General features: G+C 51.3%; 19 protein-coding genes. 10 read left to right on the forward strand and 9 right to left on the reverse strand.

The features are described from left to right. From ypdF to ptsP, 3 genes are read left to right on the forward strand one after another with little or no spacing between them, the layout of a single operon-like run. Entirely contained in the window at positions 1–1,086 is a 1,086-nt protein-coding gene (gene ypdF, locus M4I31_RS07185) for an aminopeptidase (RefSeq protein WP_085047781.1), read from the forward strand. After that, positions 1,086–2,126 carry an aminopeptidase gene (gene ypdE, locus M4I31_RS07190; RefSeq protein WP_085047782.1) on the forward strand — a complete coding sequence of 347 codons (1,041 nt, stop codon included), beginning with the start codon at positions 1,086–1,088 and terminating at the stop codon, positions 2,124–2,126. The genes ypdF and ypdE overlap by 1 nt, the downstream gene beginning before the upstream one ends. A gap of 23 nt (positions 2,127–2,149) precedes the next feature. Beyond that, positions 2,150–4,645, forward strand: a complete 2,496-nt coding sequence (ptsP, locus tag M4I31_RS07195; RefSeq protein WP_085047783.1) for a phosphoenolpyruvate--protein phosphotransferase — start codon at positions 2,150–2,152, stop codon at positions 4,643–4,645. Positions 4,646–4,722: 77 nt separating this feature from the next. On the opposite strand, the gene M4I31_RS07200 is transcribed toward ptsP, so the two are convergent. From M4I31_RS07200 to M4I31_RS07215, 4 genes are all read right to left on the reverse strand, one after another. Next, a complete protein-coding gene (locus M4I31_RS07200; protein ID WP_085047784.1) occupies positions 4,723–4,911 on the reverse strand; it encodes a hypothetical protein in 189 nt (62 codons plus the stop codon). Between the two features lie 101 nt (positions 4,912–5,012). Beyond that, positions 5,013–5,876 carry an AraC family transcriptional regulator gene (locus M4I31_RS07205; RefSeq protein ID WP_038642425.1) on the reverse strand — a complete coding sequence of 288 codons (864 nt, stop codon included), beginning with the start codon at positions 5,874–5,876 and terminating at the stop codon, positions 5,013–5,015. 15 nt (positions 5,877–5,891) lie between these two features. Beyond that, the gene (ypdB, locus tag M4I31_RS07210; protein ID WP_085047785.1) at positions 5,892–6,626 is read right to left on the reverse strand and encodes a two-component system response regulator YpdB; all 735 of its coding nucleotides are present in this window, start codon (positions 6,624–6,626) and stop codon (positions 5,892–5,894) included. Positions 6,627–6,640: 14 nt separating this feature from the next. Continuing rightward, complete coding sequence (locus tag M4I31_RS07215; protein ID WP_071888159.1) at positions 6,641–8,338, reverse strand: sensor histidine kinase; 1,698 nt, start codon at positions 8,336–8,338, stop codon at positions 6,641–6,643. Between the two features lie 387 nt (positions 8,339–8,725). On the opposite strand from M4I31_RS07215, the gene alaC reads away from it, so the two are divergent. Further along, positions 8,726–9,964 (forward strand): alanine transaminase, encoded by a 1,239-nt coding sequence (gene alaC / locus M4I31_RS07220; protein WP_085047786.1) that lies wholly within the window; start codon positions 8,726–8,728, stop codon positions 9,962–9,964. Between the two features lie 67 nt (positions 9,965–10,031). Here alaC and ypdK read toward each other — a convergent pair whose 3' ends face one another. Continuing rightward, positions 10,032–10,103 (reverse strand): membrane protein YpdK, encoded by a 72-nt coding sequence (ypdK, locus tag M4I31_RS07225; protein ID WP_010723117.1) that lies wholly within the window; start codon positions 10,101–10,103, stop codon positions 10,032–10,034. Between the two features lie 342 nt (positions 10,104–10,445). Here ypdK and M4I31_RS07230 point away from each other — a divergent pair, with 342 nt between their 5' ends. Continuing rightward, entirely contained in the window at positions 10,446–11,060 is a 615-nt protein-coding gene (locus M4I31_RS07230; protein WP_085047787.1) for a lysozyme inhibitor LprI family protein, read from the forward strand. A gap of 41 nt (positions 11,061–11,101) precedes the next feature. Here M4I31_RS07230 and lpxP read toward each other — a convergent pair whose 3' ends face one another. Then, positions 11,102–12,022: a kdo(2)-lipid IV(A) palmitoleoyltransferase gene (gene lpxP, locus M4I31_RS07235; RefSeq protein ID WP_085047788.1), complete on the reverse strand. Its 921-nt coding sequence runs from the start codon at positions 12,020–12,022 to the stop codon at positions 11,102–11,104. Positions 12,023–12,462: 440 nt separating this feature from the next. On the opposite strand from lpxP, the gene M4I31_RS07240 reads away from it, so the two are divergent. Then, on the forward strand, positions 12,463–12,705 hold the full coding sequence (locus M4I31_RS07240; RefSeq protein WP_038642414.1) for a DUF2545 family protein: 243 nt from the start codon (positions 12,463–12,465) through the stop codon (positions 12,703–12,705). Positions 12,706–12,813: 108 nt separating this feature from the next. On the opposite strand, the gene pgtP is transcribed toward M4I31_RS07240, so the two are convergent. Next, the gene (gene pgtP / locus M4I31_RS07245; RefSeq protein WP_038642412.1) at positions 12,814–14,205 is read right to left on the reverse strand and encodes a phosphoglycerate transporter PgtP; all 1,392 of its coding nucleotides are present in this window, start codon (positions 14,203–14,205) and stop codon (positions 12,814–12,816) included. A gap of 421 nt (positions 14,206–14,626) precedes the next feature. Between pgtP and pgtC the strand changes: the two genes are divergently transcribed. The 3 genes from pgtC to pgtA are packed head-to-tail and all read left to right on the forward strand — an operon-like array spanning position 14,627 to position 19,060. Beyond that, positions 14,627–15,820, forward strand: coding sequence for a phosphoglycerate transport regulator PgtC (pgtC, locus tag M4I31_RS07250; RefSeq protein WP_121530023.1), 1,194 nt, complete (start codon positions 14,627–14,629; stop codon positions 15,818–15,820). Between the two features lie 11 nt (positions 15,821–15,831). Next, positions 15,832–17,823: a two-component system sensor histidine kinase PgtB gene (pgtB, locus tag M4I31_RS07255; protein ID WP_170973253.1), complete on the forward strand. Its 1,992-nt coding sequence runs from the start codon at positions 15,832–15,834 to the stop codon at positions 17,821–17,823. After that, a complete protein-coding gene (gene pgtA, locus M4I31_RS07260) occupies positions 17,813–19,060 on the forward strand; it encodes a two-component system response regulator PgtA (protein ID WP_038642409.1) in 1,248 nt (415 codons plus the stop codon). Before pgtB ends, pgtA begins: the two co-directional genes overlap by 11 nt. 100 nt (positions 19,061–19,160) lie before the next feature. Here the strand turns inward: pgtA and M4I31_RS07265 are convergent, their stop codons facing one another. Beyond that, a complete protein-coding gene (locus tag M4I31_RS07265; protein WP_085047790.1) occupies positions 19,161–19,700 on the reverse strand; it encodes a DUF2058 domain-containing protein in 540 nt (179 codons plus the stop codon). A gap of 381 nt (positions 19,701–20,081) precedes the next feature. Between M4I31_RS07265 and M4I31_RS07270 the strand changes: the two genes are divergently transcribed. Beyond that, positions 20,082–21,980: a methyl-accepting chemotaxis protein gene (locus M4I31_RS07270; protein ID WP_085047791.1), complete on the forward strand. Its 1,899-nt coding sequence runs from the start codon at positions 20,082–20,084 to the stop codon at positions 21,978–21,980. Positions 21,981–22,055: 75 nt separating this feature from the next. On the opposite strand, the gene M4I31_RS07275 is transcribed toward M4I31_RS07270, so the two are convergent. Continuing rightward, complete coding sequence (locus tag M4I31_RS07275; RefSeq protein WP_085047792.1) at positions 22,056–22,664, reverse strand: DUF1062 domain-containing protein; 609 nt, start codon at positions 22,662–22,664, stop codon at positions 22,056–22,058. Positions 22,665–22,860 lie beyond the last annotated feature (196 nt).

The following is a 22,860-nucleotide window of genomic DNA, read 5'->3' on the forward strand; positions in this document are numbered from 1 at the left end:
ATGAGCTTACTTGCCTCGCTGCGTAACTGGTTAACGGCGCAACATCTCGATGCGATGCTGCTGTCATCGCGGCAGAATAAACAGCCACATATGGGGATCTCCAGCAGTTCAGGGTATGTGTTTATCAGCCATGAAAGCGCGCATATCCTGGTCGATGCCCGTTATTACACTGATGTCGCTACGCGTACCCAGGGCTACCAGATCCATCTCCTCGATGGCACACAGACGCTGTATTCGCGGGTGAATCACATCATTGCTGACGAAAAGCTGCAGACGGTGGGGTTCGAAGGCGAGCAGGTAAGCTGGGAAACGGCACAGGCCTGGGCAGGCAAACTGCATGGACGGCTGGTCAGCGCCGTGCCGGATGTGCTTCGGCAGGTGAAAACGGCCCAGGAAATAGCCTGTATCCGTGAAGCCTGTCGGATTGCCGACCTCAGCGCTGAACATATACGGCGGTTTATTCAACCCGGTCTGAGTGAGCGCGAGATTGCCGCCGAACTGGAGTGGTTTATGCGCACGCTTGGCGCAGACAAAGCTTCTTTTGACACCATTGTCGCCAGCGGCTGGCGCGGCGCGCTGCCGCATGGCAAAGCCAGCGATAAACGGGTTGCAGCAGGTGAATTCATTACGCTGGATTTTGGCGCACAGTATCAGGGGTATTGTTCGGATATGACGCGAACGTTTCGCATACCTGACGCCAGGCAACCTGCAGAAGACAGTGCGCTATTTTCGATTTATCAGGTTGTCCTGGAAGCGCAACTGGCGGCGGTAGCGGCAATTCGACCTGGCGCGCGTTGCAATGAGGTGGACGCCGCAGCCAGGCAAGTTATTACACAGGCGGGCTATGGTAATGCGTTTGGTCACAATACCGGACACGCTATCGGCATTGAAGTCCATGAGAACCCACGTTTTTCCCCTACCGATGGGACGCCTCTGGCGGCGGGAATGCTGCTCACCGTTGAGCCAGGTATTTATCTGCCGGGGCAGGGCGGAGTGCGTATCGAGGACGTGGTGCTGGTTACGCCAGACGGCGGCGAGGTGCTCTACACCATGGCGAAAACATTGTTACACACGGGAGAGGCGTGATGGACTTATCGCTACTGAAGGCGCTGAGCGAGGCTGATGCGATCGCCTCCTCAGAACAGGAGGTGCGACAGATCTTGCTCGAAGAAGCAGATCGTCTGCACAAAGAAGTGCGCTTCGATGGGTTGGGATCGGTGTTGATCCGCCTGAATGAATCAACCGGTCCGAAGGTAATGATCTGCGCGCATATGGATGAAGTGGGATTTATTGTGCGCAGTATTTCCAGGGAAGGGGCGATCGATGTCTTGCCGGTGGGAAATGTGCGTATGGCGGCCAGACAGTTACAGCCAGTGCGGATTACCACCCGCGAAGAGAGCAAAATCCCGGGGCTGCTCGACGGAGATCGCAGTGGCAATGAGGTGAATGCGCTGCGGGTGGATATTGGCGCGCGGTCTTATGACGAAGTACTTCAGGCCGGCGTGTGTCCAGGCGATCGCGTCACCTTTGACACGACTTTTCAGGTTTTGCCGCACCAACGCGTCATGGGCAAAGCCTTTGATGACCGACTTGGATGTTATTTGCTGATCGCGCTGCTGCGCGCATGGCATAACGCCATCCTTCCTTGCGAGGTGTGGCTGGTGGCCAGTTCCAGTGAAGAAGTGGGACTGCGCGGAGGGCAAACGGCAGCGCGTGCGGTTGCGCCCGATGTGGCGATCGTGCTGGATACAGCCTGCTGGGCGAAAAATTTTGATTATGGCGCGGCCAACCACCGACAGCTCGGCAAAGGCCCGATGCTGGTGCTGAGCGATAAATCGCTGATTGCGCCGCCAAAGCTGACGGCATGGATTGAAAGTGTAGCCACTGATGCGGGCATCCCGTTACAGCTCGATATGTTCAGTAATGGCGGCACAGACGGCGGGGCCGTACACGTCAGCGGAACGGGGATCCCGACGGTTGTTATGGGGCCAGCTACGCGGTATGGGCACTGTGCGGCATCAATTGCCGACTGTCGTGACATCATCCAGACGCAGCAGTTGCTGTCGGCGCTTATTTCACATCTTACGTGCGAAACCGTGGCTCATCTGACGGACTTCAGGTGCTGATTTCGCGCTAATCAGGAGTTGTTATGCTAACGATTCAATTTCTTTGCCCGTTACCCAATGGACTGCATGCGCGTCCAGCATGGGAGCTGAAAGAGCAGTGCAGCCAGTGGCAAAGTGAGGTGATGTTTTTCAACCATCGTCAAAACGCCAAAGCGGATGCGAAAAGCTCGCTGGCGCTGATTGGCACCGGGACGCTGTTTAACGACAGCTGTAGCTTAACCATCACCGGTCAGGATGAAGAGCAGGCCAGGCGGGTGCTGGAGGAGTACATTCAGCAGCGGTTTATCGACAGCGACAGCGTTCAGCCAGGGGCGGCGGAACTGGCGGCGCATCCGTTGCCGCGTTCGCTGATTCGGCTCAACCCGGATTTGCTGTATGGCACCGTGCTGGCAGGCGGCGTGGGGGCAGGTCAGCTCACGCTGTGGCAGAGTGATAATCTGGAGAGCTATCGCGCGATTGCGGCGAGTGCGGAAGACAACGCCAGGCTGGAGCACAGTCTGGCGACGCTGGCGGAACTGCTCAATCAGCAACTGCGTGAGCGCGATGGTGAGAGTAAAACCATTCTCAGCGCGCATCTGTCTCTGATTCAGGACGACGAGTTTGCCGGGAATATTCGCCACTTAATGCTGGAGCAGCATCTGGGGCTGGGGGCGGCGATTATTACCAATATGGAGCAAGTATGCGACAAGCTGTCGGCTTCCGGCAGCGATTACCTGCGTGAACGCGTCAGCGACATCCGTGATATCAGCGAACAATTGCTACATATTACGTGGCCTGAAAAGCGGCCGCGCCATGCGCTGGTGCTGGAAAAACCAACGATTCTGGTGGCTGAAGATCTGACGCCCAGTCAGTTTTTGAGTCTCGATTTGCAGCATCTGTCAGGCATGATCCTTGAGAAAACAGGGCGCACCTCGCATACGCTGATCCTCGCTCGGGCGTCGGCGATTCCGGTGCTTAGCGGCTTGCCGCTGGCAGCGATTAGCCGCTATGCCGGGCAACCCGCAGTCCTGGATGCCCGATGTGGGGTCCTGGCCATTAATCCAGACGAGGCGGTTCGCGGCTACTATGCGATTGCGCAGAAGCTGGCTGACGAATGCCAGCGTCGGCAAGCGCTTGACGCCGCCCAGCCCGCGTTAACCAAAGACAATCAACGAATTGACGTCGCAGCGAATATTGGCACCGCGCTGGAAGCGCCGGGAGCGTTTGCCAATGGCGCGGAAGGGATCGGGTTGTTTCGCACAGAAATGCTGTTTATGGATCGCGACAGCGCTCCCGACGAGCAGGAACAGTTTGAGGCCTACCAGCAGGTGTTGTTGGCTGCGGGCGACAAGCCGGTTATCTTTCGCACGATGGATATTGGTGGCGATAAGAACATCCGCTATCTCAATATTCCGCAAGAAGAGAACCCATTCCTGGGCTATCGTGCGGTGCGGATTTATCCCGAGTTTGCCGGGCTGTTTCGCACGCAGTTGCGCGCCATTTTACGCGCGGCGACCTTCGGTAATGCGCAGTTGATGATCCCAATGGTGCATAGCCTCGACCAGATTTTATGGGTAAAAAGCGAATTGCAAAAAGCGCTGGTGGAGCTGAAAGCGGAGGGTTTACGTCATGCTCCGACAATTTCATTGGGCATTATGGTTGAAGTACCATCGGTGTGTTACATCATCGACCACTTCTGCGACGAGGTGGATTTCTTCAGCATTGGTTCCAATGACATGACCCAGTATCTGTACGCTGTCGATCGCAATAATCCTCGCGTGTCGCCACTATATAACCCGATTACGCCCTCGTTCTTGCGGATGTTGCAGCAGATTGTTCGCGTGGCGCACGAACGTGGTAAATGGGTGGGCATTTGCGGAGAACTGGGCGGCGAAGGACGTTACTTGCCGCTGCTGTTGGGCTTAGGGCTTGACGAACTAAGTATGAGCAGCCCACGGATTCCGGCAGTGAAAAGCCAGCTTCGTCAACTGGACTGCCAGGCGTGTCGCGAACTCGCTATGCAGGCCTGCGAGTGTCGCAGCGCTCAGGAGATTGAAGATCTGCTGAACCAGTTTGCGCCACAGAAAGAGGTGCGCCCGCTACTGGCGCTGGAGAATATTTTTGTTGGTGAGCCCCTTACCAACAAAGAGCAGGCGATCCAGTTCTTATGTGGCAATCTTGGGGTAAATGGACGCACCGAACATCCGTTTGAGCTGGAGGAAGATGTCTGGCAGCGTGAAGAGATAGTCACTACCGCCGTAGGTTTCGGGGTTGCTATCCCACATACTAAATCCCAGTGGATCAGCCATTCCAGCATCAGTATTGCCCGGCTTGCTCAGCCGATAGACTGGCAGTCCGAGATGGGCGACGTTGAACTGGTGATCATGCTGACGCTAGGCGCCGATGAAGGCATTAACCACGTGAAGGTCTTCTCGCAGCTGGCGCGTAAGCTGGTGAACAAGCAGTTCCGCCAGTCGTTGTTTGCCGCTACCGATGCCGAAAGCATTCTGGCGCTGCTGGAGGCGGAACTGACGTTTTAAATTCTACAGAGAGGAACGCTTTCCAGCCTGCAGCGAGGCGCTTACAGGCTGCGTAAAGGCTTCTGATAGAGAAATTATTAATCTATGGTGTGTTGAATCGGCAGTTTCCCGGCCCTTAATAACGTCATCTCTTGTTTGCAGAGCAGTACTACCGCCTGGCGACCTTTTACGCGTCGGGCGGTGAGCGCTCTTTTCACGGTCCGACGATCCGCACCTGATTCCAGCATTTGAAGACACATCAGGGAAAGTGCACGTCTGTTTTTCATCGAATATTCACTTTGTTGAGTCAGCCTGCACGTTATGTGCGAAGGGGCATTATTTTACAACGATATAAGTGGATATGACTAACGCGTTGGTGTTGTCTCAATCAACGTGCTGACTGGAAACGCGCGCCGTACTCGCCCGGCGTCAGGCCAAACTGACGGCGGAACAGGCGGCAAAAATAATCACTGTCCTGATACCCGCAACGCTGTGCGACTTCGCTAATCGACAGATGATATTTCTGTAAGATGATGCGCGCCTTCGCCATTCTCACCCACCGCACGTACTCGACAAATCCCATGGTGCCATGCTGGGTAAATATTTTAGATAAGTGATTCGGCGTGATATTAAAAAACTGCGCTACGTTTTCCCGGCTCAGCGATTGGGCATAGTTGTCCTGGACCCAATTACATATGCTGTGATAGAGAAATTCAGAGCGCGGGCGCGCTATATCAGGCCGGGTGTTGACCACGCTGCGGCACAGGTGCAGCAGGCTAAGCACCAGCGGTTGAATAATATCCTGGGCCTGAGGTGAGCGGCTCAAATGGGTCAATGCGGTAAGCATCGCCTCGCCTTCACCGCGCTGCGGATGTGGTAACTCAATGCGACGTACGGGACGCAACAGCGATGCGGTTCGGTTGTCGTAAAAAGAGAGGCCCAGCCAGGCTGGAGAAAATACCAGGCTCAAGAGCATCACCGGTTTATCGTTGCCTGGTAAATTCGCCGCTTTAGCCGGGATGAACAACATGTCGCCTTCCGCCAGGCTGTGCTGCTGCTTTTCCAGTTGGTTGCTGTACTCTCCGCGCAGCACGATATCCAGGCGGGGCAGGTCAATACATAAACTGCCGGTCGGTAATGTGGTTCGCGGCGTAGCGAACCATACGCGCCCCAGACGCTGCGGATTTAACACCAGGCCGCTGAACAGATCGGCAAAAAACTGTTGGTCGGCGGGCAGGCCTGGCTCTTTCATTGCTCTTTCTCTGCGCTATAAGTGCATTAACTGTCTGAACTCTTTCACTTTACTCCGACTCACCGGGATTTCAAATTCCAGGTCTTTTAAGCGCAGAATGTAGGTGTTGTTAAACCAGGGTTCGATCTCGCGAATTTTATTCAAATTCACACAGAATGAGCGGTGGCAGCGGAAGAAATGCGAAGCAGGCAGTTTGCTGCAAAATTCGGTGATGTTCATTGGCATCACATACGACTCGCGCCGGGTATAGACGAAGGTCATCTTTTCATGGGCTTCAGCGTAGTAGATGTCGTTGATCGGGGTTACGATGATCCGCTCATCTTTAATCAGGTTGATCGTATCGTTTTCACGGATCACCGGGCTGGCTGGCGAGGTTCCCGCTTGCTGCTGTTGCCAGGCGGCCTCCAGCTTTTGCAGCATGCCGACAATGCGCGATTCCTGATACGGTTTCAGAATATAGTCAAAAGCTTCCAGTTCGAAAGCTTCAACAGCGTGCTCTTTCCACGCGGTAATAAACACAATAAAGGGCTTATGCGCGAACTGGCTGATGTTTTGCGCCAACAGTACACCATCCAGCGAGGGAATATTGATATCCAGAAAAATAGCGTCAACGCGGTTGTGCTGGAGATATTTCAGCACGTCAAGACCGTCGTCAAATGTGCCGACAATCTCCATCTGGCTGTGCTCTTTTATCAGCCAGCTTAGTTCCTGTTGGGCCAGGAATTCATCTTCGACAATGATGACTTTCACGACTTCACTCCTGGTTAAAGCAATAATGTGGCCGGTGCGGCTGCGGGCGAGTGCTGATTAGGCACATAAAAGGCAATCTCTGTGCCCGGCTCCAGACGGCGGATCAGTAATCCTTCGCCATAGAGCAGCTTAACGCGATGATGGACATTCAACAGGCCAATTTTATTACCCGGCATTTCATTGGATTCGACCCGCTCAATCACTTTCGGATCGATCCCATGACCGGTGTCCCGCACGGCAATTCGTACCCGATTTCCGCACTCTGCAACGCTGATGGTCACCACGCCTTTCCCTTTGCAGGGTTGAATACCATGAACAATGGCGTTCTCGACAAGCGGCTGAATCAGCAGGCTGGGAATATAACAGCTTACCTCTTCATCAATATCATAAATAACCGTCAGCTTGTCGCCAAAACGGGCCTGTTCGATGGCGATGTAATCCTTGATTTGGTACAGCTCTTTCTTGATGTCGATCTGCTCATCATCTTTTAATTCAATATTATAGCGAAGATAACGCGACAAATTAAAAATGAGCTGGCGCGCGGTGTCCGGGTTAAGTCGCACCGACGACGAAATAGCGTTCAGGGCGTTAAACAGGAAATGGGGATTTATTTTACTCTGCAGTGCCCGCAGTTCTGCCTTATTTGCCATTTCGCGTAGCTGTTCCGCCCGAGAAACCTCAAGCTGAGTCGAGATAATTTGCGACAGGCCGATGGCCATTTCCTGTAGCGAGGAGGTGATCTGGTGAGCGTGACAGTAGTAGATCTTCAGCGTGCCGGTGACAACGCCTTTCTCCCAAAGCGGGATCACCAGCATGGAGTGTATTTCCGGTGTCCGATGTGCTTCATCATTGTTTTTTATGATGATTTTCCCGTAATTGATCGCCTGTCGCGTGGTCGGGCTGACGAAGTCATCGTTATCGCGGTAATTCAGTTCACCCACGCCAACGTAGGCCAGAACGTGCTGGGTATTGGTAATCGCGACGGCGTCTGCATGGATGTCATGGCGAATAATTTCACACACCTGGCGGAGCGACTCGCTGTTGACGTGACGGAAAAGCGGCAGGGTTTTGTTGGCGATATCCAGTGCCAGCTTGGCCTGTTTCGCGGCGCTGGCTTCTTTCTCGCCCTCCACGCTTTGAACCAGCATGACGATAAAACCAATACAGACGCTGCCCAGGATCATCGGGATACCGATTTTCGAGACTATATCCAGCCCCAGCGCGGTCGTAGGCGCCCAGGCAACGACGAGGATCATGGTCAGGGATTCGCACAGCATTCCGCCTAAAATACCTGCGCGCCAGTGTTGCGCTTTGGGGATTTTACGGTTGATCCACCCGGCAATGCAGCCTGCCAGAATACTGGTAATAAAGCAGGGTAGGGCGGTTACGCCGCCAATATCAATCAGGTAGCGGTGGGTGCCGGCGATGAGTCCCGTAATGATGCCGACCCACGGACCGAACAGAATTCCCCCCGACATGACCGCGATAATACGTACGTTTACCAGTGAGCCTTCAACCGGTACGCCGGACCAGGTACTGAACAGGGCAAACATCGAGAAAATCGCGGTGACGGCGAGCAACTCTTTCGGGGAGTGAGCTGACTTGTGCAACAGTTCGCGAAACAGGCGGATACGAATCAGGAAAAACAGACAAAACAGCATCAGCGCTGCCCGGTCAAATACCGCCAGCAGCATATTAAATATTTCGTGCACGGGTGACTCTTGCGCAGGGGTTAAACCTCTATGATAGGCAACCTGAGTCTGGATGACCAGCGCCCGCGCAGCCTGCGGCTAATGAGGAAAAACCTTAATATTAAAAGGGGATTGTTGCATTGTTGTTGTATTTACAATACCTGTCTTCTAAGCGCAAAGATCAAGGTAATGTTTTCAACAACAAAATGTTAAATGATGGTAATTTTTAGCGGTGTGTGAAAATGAATATTTCCTCATTTTTTTTGCCTGTTCCTCATTTGTGTCGAAAAAAAATATTTTGTTTTGCCTCTCGACAGAAGGAAATTATTCAGGCTATTTTCTAAACGTGCCACCATCGTGGCAGCGTCGCTCGGACGGTCCGGGCGCTAACGTTAATCTGAGGATATTATGGCTGACTCCTGCCCTGAACGTCGCTTTACGCGTATTGATCGCCTTCCCCCTTACGTTTTTAACATTACCGCTGAACTGAAGATGGCTGCGCGTCGGCGCGGCGAAGATATTATCGATTTCAGTATGGGGAACCCGGATGGGGCCACACCTCCTCACATTGTTGAAAAACTGTGTACCGTGGCGCAGCGCCCGGACACGCATGGCTATTCCACGTCTCGCGGCATTCCGCGTCTGCGTCGGGCGATTTCCCGCTGGTATCAGGAACGCTATGACGTTGAAATTGATCCCGAATCCGAAGCGATTGTGACTATTGGTTCCAAAGAGGGACTGGCGCACCTGATGCTGGCAACGCTCGATCATGGTGATACGGTTCTCGTACCCAACCCGAGCTATCCGATCCATATTTATGGCGCGGTGATTGCCGGGGCGCAGGTACGGTCAGTGCCGCTGGTTGAAGGTGTCGATTTCTTTAATGAGCTGGAACGCGCGATCCGTGAAAGCTACCCGAAACCGAAGATGATGATCTTAGGTTTCCCATCCAACCCGACAGCACAGTGCGTCGAGCTGGAATTTTTCGAAAAAGTCGTCGCGCTGGCTAAACGCTATGACGTGCTGGTGGTTCACGATCTCGCCTATGCCGATATCGTTTACGATGGCTGGAAAGCGCCATCGATTATGCAAGTACCTGGCGCTCGTGATGTCGCGGTTGAATTTTTCACCCTGTCGAAAAGCTACAACATGGCGGGCTGGCGTATCGGTTTTATGGTTGGCAATAAAACGCTGGTCAACGCGCTGGCACGCATCAAGAGTTATCACGATTACGGGACGTTTACACCGTTGCAGGTTGCGGCAATCGCGGCGCTGGAAGGCGATCAGCAATGCGTACGGGATATTGCCGAGCAGTATAAACGCCGTCGCGATGTACTGGTTAAAGGGCTGCATGAGGCCGGTTGGATGGTCGAGATGCCAAAGGCTTCAATGTACGTTTGGGCGAAAATTCCTGAGCAATATGCCGCGATGGGCTCACTTGAGTTTGCCAAGAAACTGCTGAACGAAGCGAAAGTATGCGTTTCGCCGGGGATTGGCTTTGGTGATTATGGCGATACGCACGTGCGTTTTGCCTTAATTGAAAACCGTGACCGTACCCGCCAGGCGATCCGCGGCATCAAAGCGATGTTCCGCGCAGATGGCTTACTGCCTGCCAGTGCGAAATCGGCTATTGAAAGTACCGACTAACCGATCGTGAGATCTCCAAAAGCAAACAGGAGCCTGATGGCTCCTGTTTTTTTGCTGCGTCTTTTATTTAGATCATCAGGGCGAACGTACCGGCCCAAACGATGACCATAAAAGAAATGCCCATAAAGAAATATTTCACTTTTCATCTCTCCGCGTACCTGGGTACGTCTGAATGAACATATGCTTACCTGACAGAGAGCTGATGCACGCGCAAACGAAATGGAGAATATCCCTCGTTTGCCTGGCGGCATCACCTCAGAATTCTGAGCTTTAGTGCTCCAGACGGCGCTAATGTACGCCTAAAAATGAGGTGAGACAAGAGGCATTTTTCTATTTAATTTTAATAACTTACAAGTGTCGTGATTCGGCGACAGTTTAATTTCTGCCGGTAATAAATTGCTATTGAGCGACGTAATGATTAGTCGGAGAATTCTCATATCACCATAGTATGAATGCGGTTAATTTTTCGCGGAATTCAATAATGAAAAGGTTAAAAATGACCAGATTAATGATGTTAGCACTCGTTCTTACGCCAGTGACGTCGATGGCGGCCTCACCGTTGGCGTTTAATTTCAGCTGCGCAAGTATTGGTGGTGTGAATAGTGATGGTAAAGGTAACGTTTGGATTGACGGTGCCAAGGCGACCGTAAAGAGCTTCAATGAAAACTACTGGGAAGCCAAAAGCGGCAAAAATACGCTTTCCATCTCCCGTAAAGATGACGGCAACCCGGAAGTTTCATGGGCAGGGCCAAATCGTAAGCACGGAATTTGTCAGCCTGAAGACAATATTGACTACGCCCCGGGGGAAAAATCGCCCCACAGCGGCCCTTCTTTCTCCTGCTCAGCGGTGGCAAAGGGAAGTATTGAAGAGGTTATTTGCCAGAGTCCATCACTCTCCGCGATGGATGTTAAGTTGAACGGGGTTTACAAACAGGCGTTGGTTAAATCGAAAAATAACCCAACGCTGAAAGCGGAGCAGCGCGGCTGGGTTAAAGGACGAAACGAGTGCTGGAAAGAGCAGGATAAACCAGCCTGTATTGCTCGTAACTACAATGAGCGCATGACTGAACTACAGAACGAGTGGGGTGTTAAGTAATTCAGCCACAGACAAAAAGAAAGGCCGTAAGGCCTTTCTTTTTAGATATATAACGAGGCTTCACCCATGGGGCGGGTTTTGAAGCGACGGTGGATCCAGAGATACTGCTCGGGCGCGCGCATGATCTCTTTTTCGATAATTTTATTCATATAAGCCGCAGCCTGGCTTTCATCTGCCGGGTAACCTTCCATTTGTGGTGTGATAAACAGGCGGTAACCTGAGTTGTCTGCTTTTCTCACCATGGTTACGGTCAGCATCGCTGCGCCCGACAGGCGTGACAGCACGTAAGTACCATTGGTGGTTGCCACGTTTTTAACGGCGAAGAAAGGCGCGAACGAGCTTCCTTTACGACCGTAGTCCTGATCGGGAGCAAACCATACCGCTTCCCCTTTTTTCAGGGCGCCGACAATGCCACGCAGATTATTTCTGCCGATCATGGCTTTGTTGGAACGCATACGACCGCGGGTTTGGATCCACTCCATCAACTTATTGTTGTGCGGGCGATAGGTTGCCATCATCGGCTGGCACAGCCCCATTACGCGGCCACCTAATTCGAGCGACATAAAGTGTACGCCTACGACCATCACGCCACGGTCTTCCATCTGGGCGCGTTTCAGGTTGTCCAACCCTTCTACATCAAACCATTTGCGAACGCGGTGATCCGGCCAGAACCAGGCCATACCTGTTTCAAGCAGTCCCATGCCGAGTGAATGGAAGTTCTCATCGACCAGTTTGTCTCTCTCTTCCTGCGACAGATTGGGGAAACAGAGTTCGAGGTTTTTACGTGCAATAGATTCACGGCGCTTTAAAAATGGACGAGCCAGTGTTCCTGTACGGGTACCAAGAAAACATAATACGGGATAGGGAAGTTGTACCAGTAACCAGAGCACACCGACGCCAAACCACGTGAGCCAATAGCGCGGATGTAAAAACGCGCGTGAAAATTTACATTGGGGAAACATAAGCACCTGTTGTTGATACGAAATAGATGTATCGCGAAGACGCTGGGTCTGGCGCGTTACACTCTGCACAGATCGTTAGGCCGCCATAAACGACATTGGTTCCTGCAAAGAGTGTAAAACTGAGTCAGGACAAAACCACGAGGGGCATGAATGATCGGACGCACAATGTACACCCGAAGATTAATGTCAGCCAGAAATAATTACTCAAGTTTCGTAAATATTTTGGGGGCGATTAAGAACAAAAAAAAGACTATTTATAATTCATTGTTTTTATGATGAATAAATAAACTCCAGGTGTATATCTAAATAGTAAGCAGATGAGTGATTTTTGTAACGTAAATGTTGCTTAAATTGCGAACTGATGGAAATTATCTTAGAATATAAAAACAAGGGAGTGTAAGGACTTACGTAAAGTTTTATGGCAAACAGGAGGTATCGCTATGCTCTATTTTTGGACCTTTCTCGCATTGAGTATTCTGAGCGTCAGTTGCTACATCTGGCAGGTAATGGGCGCTGCGGCGTCAATAAGCGCTTTTATCGGCATGGTCATACTCACCGCCTTAATTTACGTTTTTACTATGCGGTTGACTAATGGTAACGAAATGGTAACCGGATTATTCCTTTTTCTTGCCCCAACATGCGGTTTGATCATTCGCTTTATGGTGGGGGACGGTAGGCAATAATCCGGCGTGTTACGATTGGAAATGAATTTTCACGTTTAGCTGTTTTTTATTTAGCTGAGAGTAGGGAAGTGCCAGCTACGCTGGCACTTTTTGCGAGACTGAACTCGATTAACGGGCGTCAGCCAACTGGAGTGATGCTTCTTCTTGCTGAGCATTTTTCCGCTGTTGCTCAAGTTCCAGCGCCCCGCGATGAGAGAGGTAGCAGAACAGGATGCAGCAGACAATTCCCCCCATCAGCAGATAGAAACCGCCATGCCATCCCATTTTGTCGACCATTACGCCAAACAGGCTGGTGCCCAATGACGCGCCAAAAATGTAGCTCATAAATCCGCGCAATCCTACTGCGGAACCCACTGCGAAGCTGGGTACGATTTCCATGGTCTGAACGGAGGCCAGGAACTGAGGAACATAAATCAGGCAGCCAACGATGGCGGCAAAAATAGTCACCATCAACAGCGATTCGCTTTTCCAGTAGCCGATCAGACAGACGAAAATCAGTGCCATACAAATCATGGCCAATGGCATGCGACGGCCTTTAAACAGTTTATCGGTAAGCCAACCCGCCAGTAATGTGGAAGGGATTGCCGCCCATTCGAAAAATAAAAAAGCGACGCTCATTTCCTCTTTCGAGAAATGTTTTTCGGTTAACAGATAAATTGGCAACCAGCTAATCATGCCAAAACGTACCATATAGACAAAAACATCTACCAGTGAAACATACCAGGCATTTTTATTACGCAGGACATAAGTGCAGAAGATCTGGAAGGCGCTCATATTTTCTGGCGCCTGGACAGCGTGTCGGGCATTTAATACAACTTTTTCTTCCGGCATCATTTGTTCCAGAGCCGGTAAACCTTCCTGGCGTGGTGAACCTTTCCCCAGCATCAGCACGATAAATGCAAACAGGACGGCAACGCCGGCCGGAACAATATAGCTGGCGCTTTGCCAGTGTTCACTTCCCAAAATGGCAAAGGCGGCACCAACGATCGGGGCAACAATACCACCACCGACATTGTGTGAGATATTCCAGAATGCGCCAACGCGTCCACGTTCTTTACGCGGAAACCAGTTGGCGATAGTAATAAATGAAGGGCCGACGCCCATCCCCTGGAACAAGCCGTTGAAGACAACCAGCGCGGCAAAAATCCAGAATCCGGTACTGAATCCTAAACCTACGTTGACGATGGCGCACAGAATCAAACCGCATGCCATAAAGACTTTGGGGCTGGCTTTGTCTGCCAGGCTGCTCATAATGCCTTTACTGATCCCATAGGCGATAAGCATACAACTGCTGAGTAAACCGATCTGCGTGGCGCTGAGATCCAGATGCTCCTTCAGATAAGGCGTTGAGAGCGTGAAGTTATTACGCACAATATAGTACGCAAGATATCCCAGGAATACGCTGAGTAATGCCTGAATGCGATAGCGACCATAAGTTTCCTGGACTTTCTCCGCCGGGACTTTATTTGCCGCAGGCCCTGCCTTAAATATTGATAACATATCATCACCTAAATTTATATTGATGTGAATATCAGGAGTTTTCGTGGTGAAGAGTGAAATAGGCAGGAGAGAAACTCAAGTCGATGAAATGTGTCATTATTGACCCATTTTGCGGGTAGCGCGGCGGATTTTGACTCTTTTTAAATAATGATATTTTATTTCTGTTCTTTTGCGCGGACTTTTATTGCTGGCATGTGCGGATATTAACAAATTCATACTGTATTTTCGGGTATTCTTTGCTGATGTAGTCACTTTCCGTTTGGTAAACTTGCGAATAACCTTATTCCTCTCTGCTGTAGTGATAAACGGGTAAGTTTTGTCTCAATATTATTTTTTGCACATGTTGGTATTTATGAACGGGATCACAAACAGACTTTTCTGTTGGCGGCGTTTTTGGGCAATCTCGCTCTGTTTCATGTCGCTGTTGGCGAGTCGCCAGGCGTTGAGTAAAGAGCTGGTGATGGCCACAACCTTTTCTCCCGGCGCCACAGCCTGGATTATCCAGCGCTGGCAGACGCAGCCGGGATCGGTGATGATTCGCACGTTAAACCGGACCAGCAGCTCGCTGGAACAACTGCTTGATACCGCGAATGCGGAAAACGTTGATCTCATTTTGACCTCATCGCCCATGCTGTTACAGCATCTTCAGGAGCATCAGAAGCTGGCGCCCTTTGATAATGCGCTGCCGGAAAGCCAGAGGCTGGTGCCTGAGTCTATTCGTTCTACCTCTGTGGCGGTGGCGATATCCGGTTTTGGCCTGCTAATTAACCGTTCCGCGCTGGCGGCGCGACACCTTTCTCCTCCTGCTGACTGGGCGGATTTAACGCAGCCTAAATATCAGAATGCGTTGTTGATGAGTAGTCCGTCACGTTCCGATACCAATCATCTGATGGTTGAGTCGCTGTTGCAGCAAAAAGGGTGGGAAGAGGGCTGGGCGACGCTGTTAGCGAGCGCGGGTAATCTGGTGACGATTTCATCACGCAGTTTTGGCGTCGCCGACAAAATAAAGAGCGGTCTTGGCGTTGCCGGGCCGGTCATTGATAACTATGCCAATCTGTTGCTCAACGATCCGCATCTGGCCTTTACCTATTTTCCTCGCTCCGCAGTGTCGCCAACCTATGTCGCCGTTCTCAAGAACAGCCAGCACGCCAGTGAAGCGCGTCGTTTTATCCGCTACTTATTAAGTCCGGAAGGACAGCGGATCCTTGCGGATGCGAATACGGGAAAATATCCGGTTACCCAGCTCGCGCCAGATAACCCACGGGCCGCTCAACAGGCTATGTTGATGAATCAGCCTGCGCTTAATTATCGGCTGATCCTTAAGCGGCAGCGGCTGGTGCAACGGATGTTTGATACCGCCATCAGTTTTCGTCTCGCACAACTGAAAGATGCCTGGCGAGCGCTATACAGTGCGGAAGCGCGCCTGAAACGCCCGTTACCCGAAATCAGAGCCTTACTGACCAGCGTCCCGATAGATGCCAGGCGTAGTGAAGATGAGGCCTGGCTTGCTCAGTTCGATAACAAAAGCTTTGCCGAACAGCAGATGATGGAATGGCAACTGTGGTTTCTTAAAAATCAACGTCAGGCGATAGCAAAACTGGAAGAATTAAAATGAAAGGTGGATCGATACTGCAACGCCTGCGGCAGCTCAACATCAGCAGCAGCCTGCGGGGAGCCTTTCTGACGGGCGCACTACTGACATTGAGCGTAAGCTGCGTCAGTTTGTACTCATGGCATGAGCAGAGCTCTCAGATACGCTATTCGCTTGATGATTACTTCCCGCGCGTGCATTCCGCTTTTTTGATTGAAGGGAATCTTAACCTTGTTGTGGATCAGCTTAATGAATTCCTGCTGGCCCCCAACACGACGGTGAGGCTGCAATTGCGCAATCAGATAATCTCACATCTGGATAAAATCGAGACTCTGAGCCGGGGGCTACAACCCGCAGAACAACAGCAGCTGGCGGTGATTTTGCAGGACAGCCGGGCGTTGATGGCGGAGCTGGACCGGGTGCTCTACAACATGTTCCTCGTGCGTGAAAAAGTGAGTGAACTCTCCGCACGCATCGACTGGCTACACGATGATTTTAACACCGAGCTGAATTCACTGGTGCAGGATTTTACCTGGCAACAGGGGACGTTGTTGGATCAAATCGAGGCAAAAAGTGGCGATGCGGCGCTGTATCTCAAACGTGCCAGAGAGGTGCAAAACGAGCAGCAGCAGGTTTACACCCTGGCAAGAATTGAAAATCAGATCGTCGATGATTTACGCGACAGGCTTAATGAACTGAAATCGGGCAGCGACGACGGGATGCTGGTGGAGAACCATATCCGCTACCTGGAGAATCTGAAGAAAACCGCCGATGAAAACATCCGTACCCTCGATGACTGGCCCAGTACCATCACCCTGCGGCAAACCATTGATGAACTGCTGGAAATCGGGATGATGAAAAATAAAATGCCCGATACGATGCGCGATTATGTCGCTGCGCAAAAGGCGCTCATTGATGCCAACCACGCCAGAGAGGCAACGCTCGGGCGCTTTCGAACATTGCTTGAAGCGCAATTGGGAAGTAGCCATCAGCAAATGCAGATGTTTAACCAGCGGCTGGAACAAATTGTTCGCGTCAGCGGCGGACTTATTCTGTTGGCGACGCTGCTGGCGCTCCTTCTCGCCTGGGGACTTAACCACTACTTCATTCGTTCCCGGCTGGTGAAGCGTTTTACCGCGCTCAACCAGGCCGTGGTGCAAATCGGTCTGGGGCGAACGGACGCCACTATCCCGGTTTACGGGCGCGATGAATTGGGGCGTATCGCGGGCCTGCTGCGCCATACCCTGGGCCAGTTGAATGCGCAAAAAAATCAGCTTGAGCAGGAAGTGGCGGAGCGTAAGGAGATTGAGTCCGATCTCCGGGCGACGCAGGATGAGCTGATCCAGACGGCTAAACTGGCGGTGGTCGGCCAGACCATGACCACTCTGGCGCACGAAATTAATCAACCGCTGAATGCGCTGTCGATGTACCTGTTTACGGCGGGAAGGGCAATTGAGCAGGGGCAATCCGCTCAGGCCAGAAGCACGTTAACCAAAGCGGAGGGGCTGATTACCCGCATCGATGCCATTATCCGTTCGCTGCGTCAGTTTGCGCGTCGGGCTGAGCCGGGCGCGCCTTTACATCCGGTCGATCTACGACAAACGTTTACTGCTGCCTGGGAACTGCTGGCTATGCGCCATAAGCAGCAAGGCACGCTGACGCTTCCTGCTCACAGTGTGTGGGTGGCAGGTGATGAAGTGCGTATTCAGCAGGTACTGGTAAACATACTGGCAAATGCGCTGGATGCCTGTCCGGCTGCCGCGGAAATAGAGGTTCACTGGCAGGCTGAAGGCCACCGATTATGTGTCTTAGTCTGTGATAACGGCCCCGGCTGGCCAGGCGCGTTGTTGCCATCACTATTAAAGCCGTTTACCACCAGTAAGGATGTGGGTCTCGGTATTGGTTTATCAATTTGTGTATCGTTAATGACGCAAATGAACGGCGAGCTGCGCCTGGCCTCGACGCCGGGGCGCAATGCCTGCGTCGTGCTGCAATTTAATCTGACGGATGTAAACGATGTTGTGTGATGAATATGCTGTTTTGCTGATTGATGACGATGCCGATGTTCTCGACGCTTACACGCTGTTGCTTGAACAGGAGGGTTATCGTGTATACGCATGCAGTAACCCTTTTGACGCCCGAAATTGGCTACAGGCCGACTGGCCGGGGATTGTCCTGAGCGACGTGTGTATGCCTGGCTGCAATGGAATCGATCTCATGACGTTGTTTCATCAGGATGATAATCAGCTGCCGATCCTGTTGATCACCGGCCATGGCGACGTCCCGATGGCCGTGGAAGCGGTGAAAAAAGGGGCATGGGATTTTCTGCAAAAACCGGTTGACCCCGGCAAACTGCTGTTGTTGGTAGAAGATGCGCTGCGTCAGCGAAAATCGGTGATTGCGCGTCGCCACTATTGTCAGCAAAAGCTGCAGGTTGAGCTGATCGGTTACAGCGAATGGGTCAATCAGTACCGCCAGCGTCTGCAGCAGCTGGCGGAAACGGATATTGCCGTCTGGTTTTATGGCGAGGCGGGAACGGGGCGTATGACGGGAGCCCGTTATTTGCATCAGCTTGGGCGCAGCACCGAGGAACCGTTTATCCGCGGTGAATTGACGCCAGGCAATGCGGGACAACTCAATGACCTTATTGCCCAGGCGCAAGGCGGTACGCTGGTCCTGAGCCATATTGAATGCCTGACGCGCGAACAGCAGCACCAACTGGTGCACCTGCAAAGCCAGGAGCGGCGTCCTTTTCGCTTAATCGGCATTGGCGCCACATCGCTGGTGGAACTGGCGGCAACTAACCAGATTGTGGCCGAACTCTATTACTGTTTCGCGATGACGCAAATCGCCTGTCAGCCGTTATCACAGCGTCCCGATGATATTGAGCCCCTGTTTCGCCATTATCTGCAGAAAGCCTGTCTGCGCCTGAATCATCCGGTACCTGACGTTGACGGGGAACTCCTGAAAGGCATGCGGCGCCGCGTGTGGTTAAGTAATGTTCGGGAGCTGGCGAACGCCGCTGAGCTTTTTGCCGTTGGGCTACTTCCGCTGGCTGAAACCGCAAATCCGCAGCTGCATATGCCTGAACCGACGCCGCTCGATCGCCGGGTGGAGGAGTACGAGCGACAGATTATTACCGAGGCGTTAAATATTCATCAGGGACGCATTAATGAAGTGGCGGAGTATTTACAAATCCCGCGTAAAAAACTGTATTTACGCATGAGAAAATACGGGCTGAGCAAAGAACACTATAAGTTTTAGTGGCGAGGTTCCAGAAGAAGAGACGTTGACAGTATTTCGGTGGCGGCGCGAGCGCTCACCGAAATACGCGACGGAAGTCTGAATTATCTGTTTGTTTTTCTTACCACATCAAATCATCAGGGACGACAAAATCAGCATACGGATCGTCTTCGTCCTTCGCTTCCTGGCTAAGCTCGCAATTTAATACAATATAGCTTGCATCGCGCTGGGCGATTTTATCGGCGACGACAGCCGGAATGATGGCATATTCGCTATCGCTGCTGCTTTCAGCCGTCAGACGCGCAATGGCCAGACGGCCCTTGATTAACTGCGACTGGGTCACTTTATCAACATAGACTTTTTTGATTAGGTTATTATCAGTGAAGTTGTAACCAATATCGCCACGAGAAATGGTGATTTTATTCATTTCAATAAGTTGTTTGATCTGCGCTTTATACTCTTTAGACAGCGCAGCCTGCTTTTGCTGCTCGCTGAGCTGTTTATCACGCTCGGCCTGTGCTTTTTTATTCTCTTCCACCGCTTCTCTGGCTTCACGAGCCTGAATGCGCGATTTTTTCGCCGTTCTCTGCACTTTTGCCATTTTTTTGCTGCTGACCAGACCGGCCTTAAGCATCTGTTCCTGTAGGGTAAGTTTTGTCATCGTCGCTTCTAATCCAATAAAATCGTTGTAAGGATTATAACCTTAACGTTCGGTGGGAAGCCAGATGAGGCGCGCTCTGCAGGTAGCTCTTTGGGCGCCACTCGCGGTGGGAGCGATCTTGTGTCTTTCTGCCGTTGAGCATCAAGTTAATCATTACCCTCCTTAGAATAAGATATAACATGCTATATATTCTCAAATAATAAAATATAGATTTGGGAATATAATATAAATGGATGTTTATCCTGTTTGTTCTAATTATATAGAGGTATATTGAACAATATTAAACCAAATAAATAGCCATGTATCTCTTGAAAAGATGTAAAGTGCAGCAACACCACGCCGATAACCATGACGAAAATATGGATAAGGGAGGTAAGTGGCATGTGGTGGGTTTATCGAATGCCGATGAAAATGAAGTTAATAATCGCGCTGCAACCACTATTATTGGCGTTATGTTGGTTTGCTGGTTCAGGAATATGGACGCGCATCGAAACAGAGCGACAGATGGAGAATATTGCCCAACTGACAGCCCTCGCTCGCAGTGCCGGAAATGTGGTGCATGAACTGCAAAAAGAGCGTGGAATGAGTGTCGGGTTTCTTGGGGCCGAAGGGAAGACGTTCAAAGATGAACTAAACGCACAACGGGCCTTAACCGATCGCGAGATCGAGGTATTTGTGGATTCGCTGTCCGATACCGCCTTACAGGCAGGGGATGTCACCACCTCTGTCGCCGCGTTTAAGAAAAATATTCTGTCATTGGCGACACTCCGGGAAAAGGTGACGCAATTGGGTCTGCCAGCCTCTGAGGTGGTTAAGTTTTATACCAACGTTATCGCTGATGTACTGAATTTTGTTGGCCGGTTAGGGACGTTGACGGATTCCGGCGATATGGCGAATTCATTCGCAGCCTACTACAACCTGCTGAATTTGAAGGAACAAGCGGGTATTGAGCGGGCGCTGCTGGCAAATATCTTTTCCTCTGGTCATTTCGCCGACGGACAATTACATCAGCTTAGCGATGTGGTCAGTAAACAGAATGTCTGGCTGGCGCAATCTTTGCGCCTGAGTCCACCTGAACAGGCCGCCATGCTCAACAGTCGCTTACAATCCACCGAAGCTACCCAAGCGCTTTCATTACGCGAAGCTGCGTTTAGTCATGCGGCGAATGGTGGATTTGACGTCGATCCTACCGTCTGGTTTAAAGTACAAACCCAGCGTATTGAAGTGATGCGACAGATTGAAAATGTGGCAGCGAATCTTCTGTGGGAAAGTGCGATAAAACTCGCGCAGGATGCACGTAAGAACTGGCAGATATATATGGCCGTGAGCCTGCTGGCGCTACTGGCATCATTGGCGTTCGCCGGGGCCATCGCACTCAATATGCACCGTCAGTTCAGCGACACGCTAAACAAGATTGCGGGTATGAACGGCGATCTGACTCAACGTCTGGCGACGCCAGGGAAAGACGAGCTTTCTTCACTCAATCGCGCCTATAACACGATGCTGGAAAATATTCAGCACATCGTACAGGAGATTAAACAAGGCTCTCTGGTGCTGTACGATGCCAGCAGTAGTATTACGGCGGGAAATCAGGATCTGGCCCAGCGCACCGATGAACAGGCCGCATCGATTGTAGAAGCCGTGGCCAGTATGGAACAGCTCTCAACGACGATTACGCAAACGGCGGACAATGCCCGCGAAGCGGAGCTCCTGACAATAAGATTGGAAAAAGAGGTTCGCCAGGCCAGTAACGTCGCCAGCGCGGCAAATCAGAGCATGGGGGATATTCGCTCCTCCAGTGAGAAAATCTCAACTATCGTTACCTCAATTGATGATATTTCCTTTCAGACGAATTTGCTGGCGCTGAATGCGGCTGTTGAAGCGGCTCGCGCCGGAGAGATGGGAAGGGGGTTTGCGGTAGTAGCCAGTGAAGTGCGTAACCTTTCACAGCGCTGTGCTAAAGAAGCGAATCAGATCCGTGAGCTGGTGGCGCAGAATATGGTAAAAATCAGCGAGGGCGTTGAGCGGGTTACCGCATCAGCTACCGCGCTAAAAGCGGCGGCGGATAATACCACCAGTATGAAGCAATATATCGGCGATATCGCCCGGGTAGCGACGGAACAATCGCAGGGTGTTTCCCAGATAAACCTGGCGCTGAGACCCATGGAGCAGGTTACACAGCAAAACGCGGCATTGGTTTCTCAGGCCGCGAATGACAGCCAGCGGCTGGATAATCTCTCAGTAACCATGAGGGATCTGGTTAATCGTTTTGTTGTCTGACATGACACCGTTATCCCGATCCGGCAAAGGTGTCGGATCGGGAGGGCTCATTACCTCAGGATGAGCCTTATTCTATTAACGTGGCGCCAGAACCACCCTTCGCCGGGCATACAACGTTACCGCAGACAAGTGAAAATCGACATTAGCTGTCCGTAACTTTCGGGATTTGAGTTCTTTCATGGTGATACCGCGAACATGACCCTCATCTATCAGACGCTTAATCTCCGCCGTGCTGAGTAAAAGCTGGCGCTTCAATATCGATAGCGCACTGATCTGAAAAGCACAGGTAAGCCTGATTCTGACGGCGAAGTGCTGGTCAATGTTGATGCTGGCCTGCCATTGTTCCTGAACACGAAAATCAGGCTTACCCGCAAGCTCAGCGTTGTTTCGGCTCAGAGTGGCTTTATCATGAGAATAATAGTGAACCGTACTGGCATCATTAGTGATAAACCGCTGGTACAGCTCTCGATTAATTTTGCTGATGTGAAGCCGTGAGAACAGCGAGATATTCCACGTATATTCACAATGCGTACATTTATAAATGCTCCAGATATCGAGCACTTTTTTTTGTGAATTGACCCTGAAGGACCCGGAAGGTGCAAACTCGCGTTTTACATTACATGCGGGACAGCGTTTGGTAATACGCTGGTACCCGGCAGGAGTGACAGTCCATGTGACTTTCATACCGTACCTTTTTTAACCCAAATAAATTCGGATCCGTATTGAACGAACCATCGTTTTTATATGAGAAAAATATTTGTTAGATATTTTTCAGTGGGTTAAGAAAAGATTTCTAACACGGTGACCCTGTCCGCCAGCCAATGAATTCCATGAGATTATCAGTGTGAGAACAATTAAGTATATGAGTTGAATCAATATT

Origin of the sequence: Citrobacter sp. XT1-2-2 (assembly GCF_023516235.1) — a bacterium.
GTDB lineage: Bacteria > Pseudomonadota > Gammaproteobacteria > Enterobacterales > Enterobacteriaceae > Citrobacter > Citrobacter werkmanii.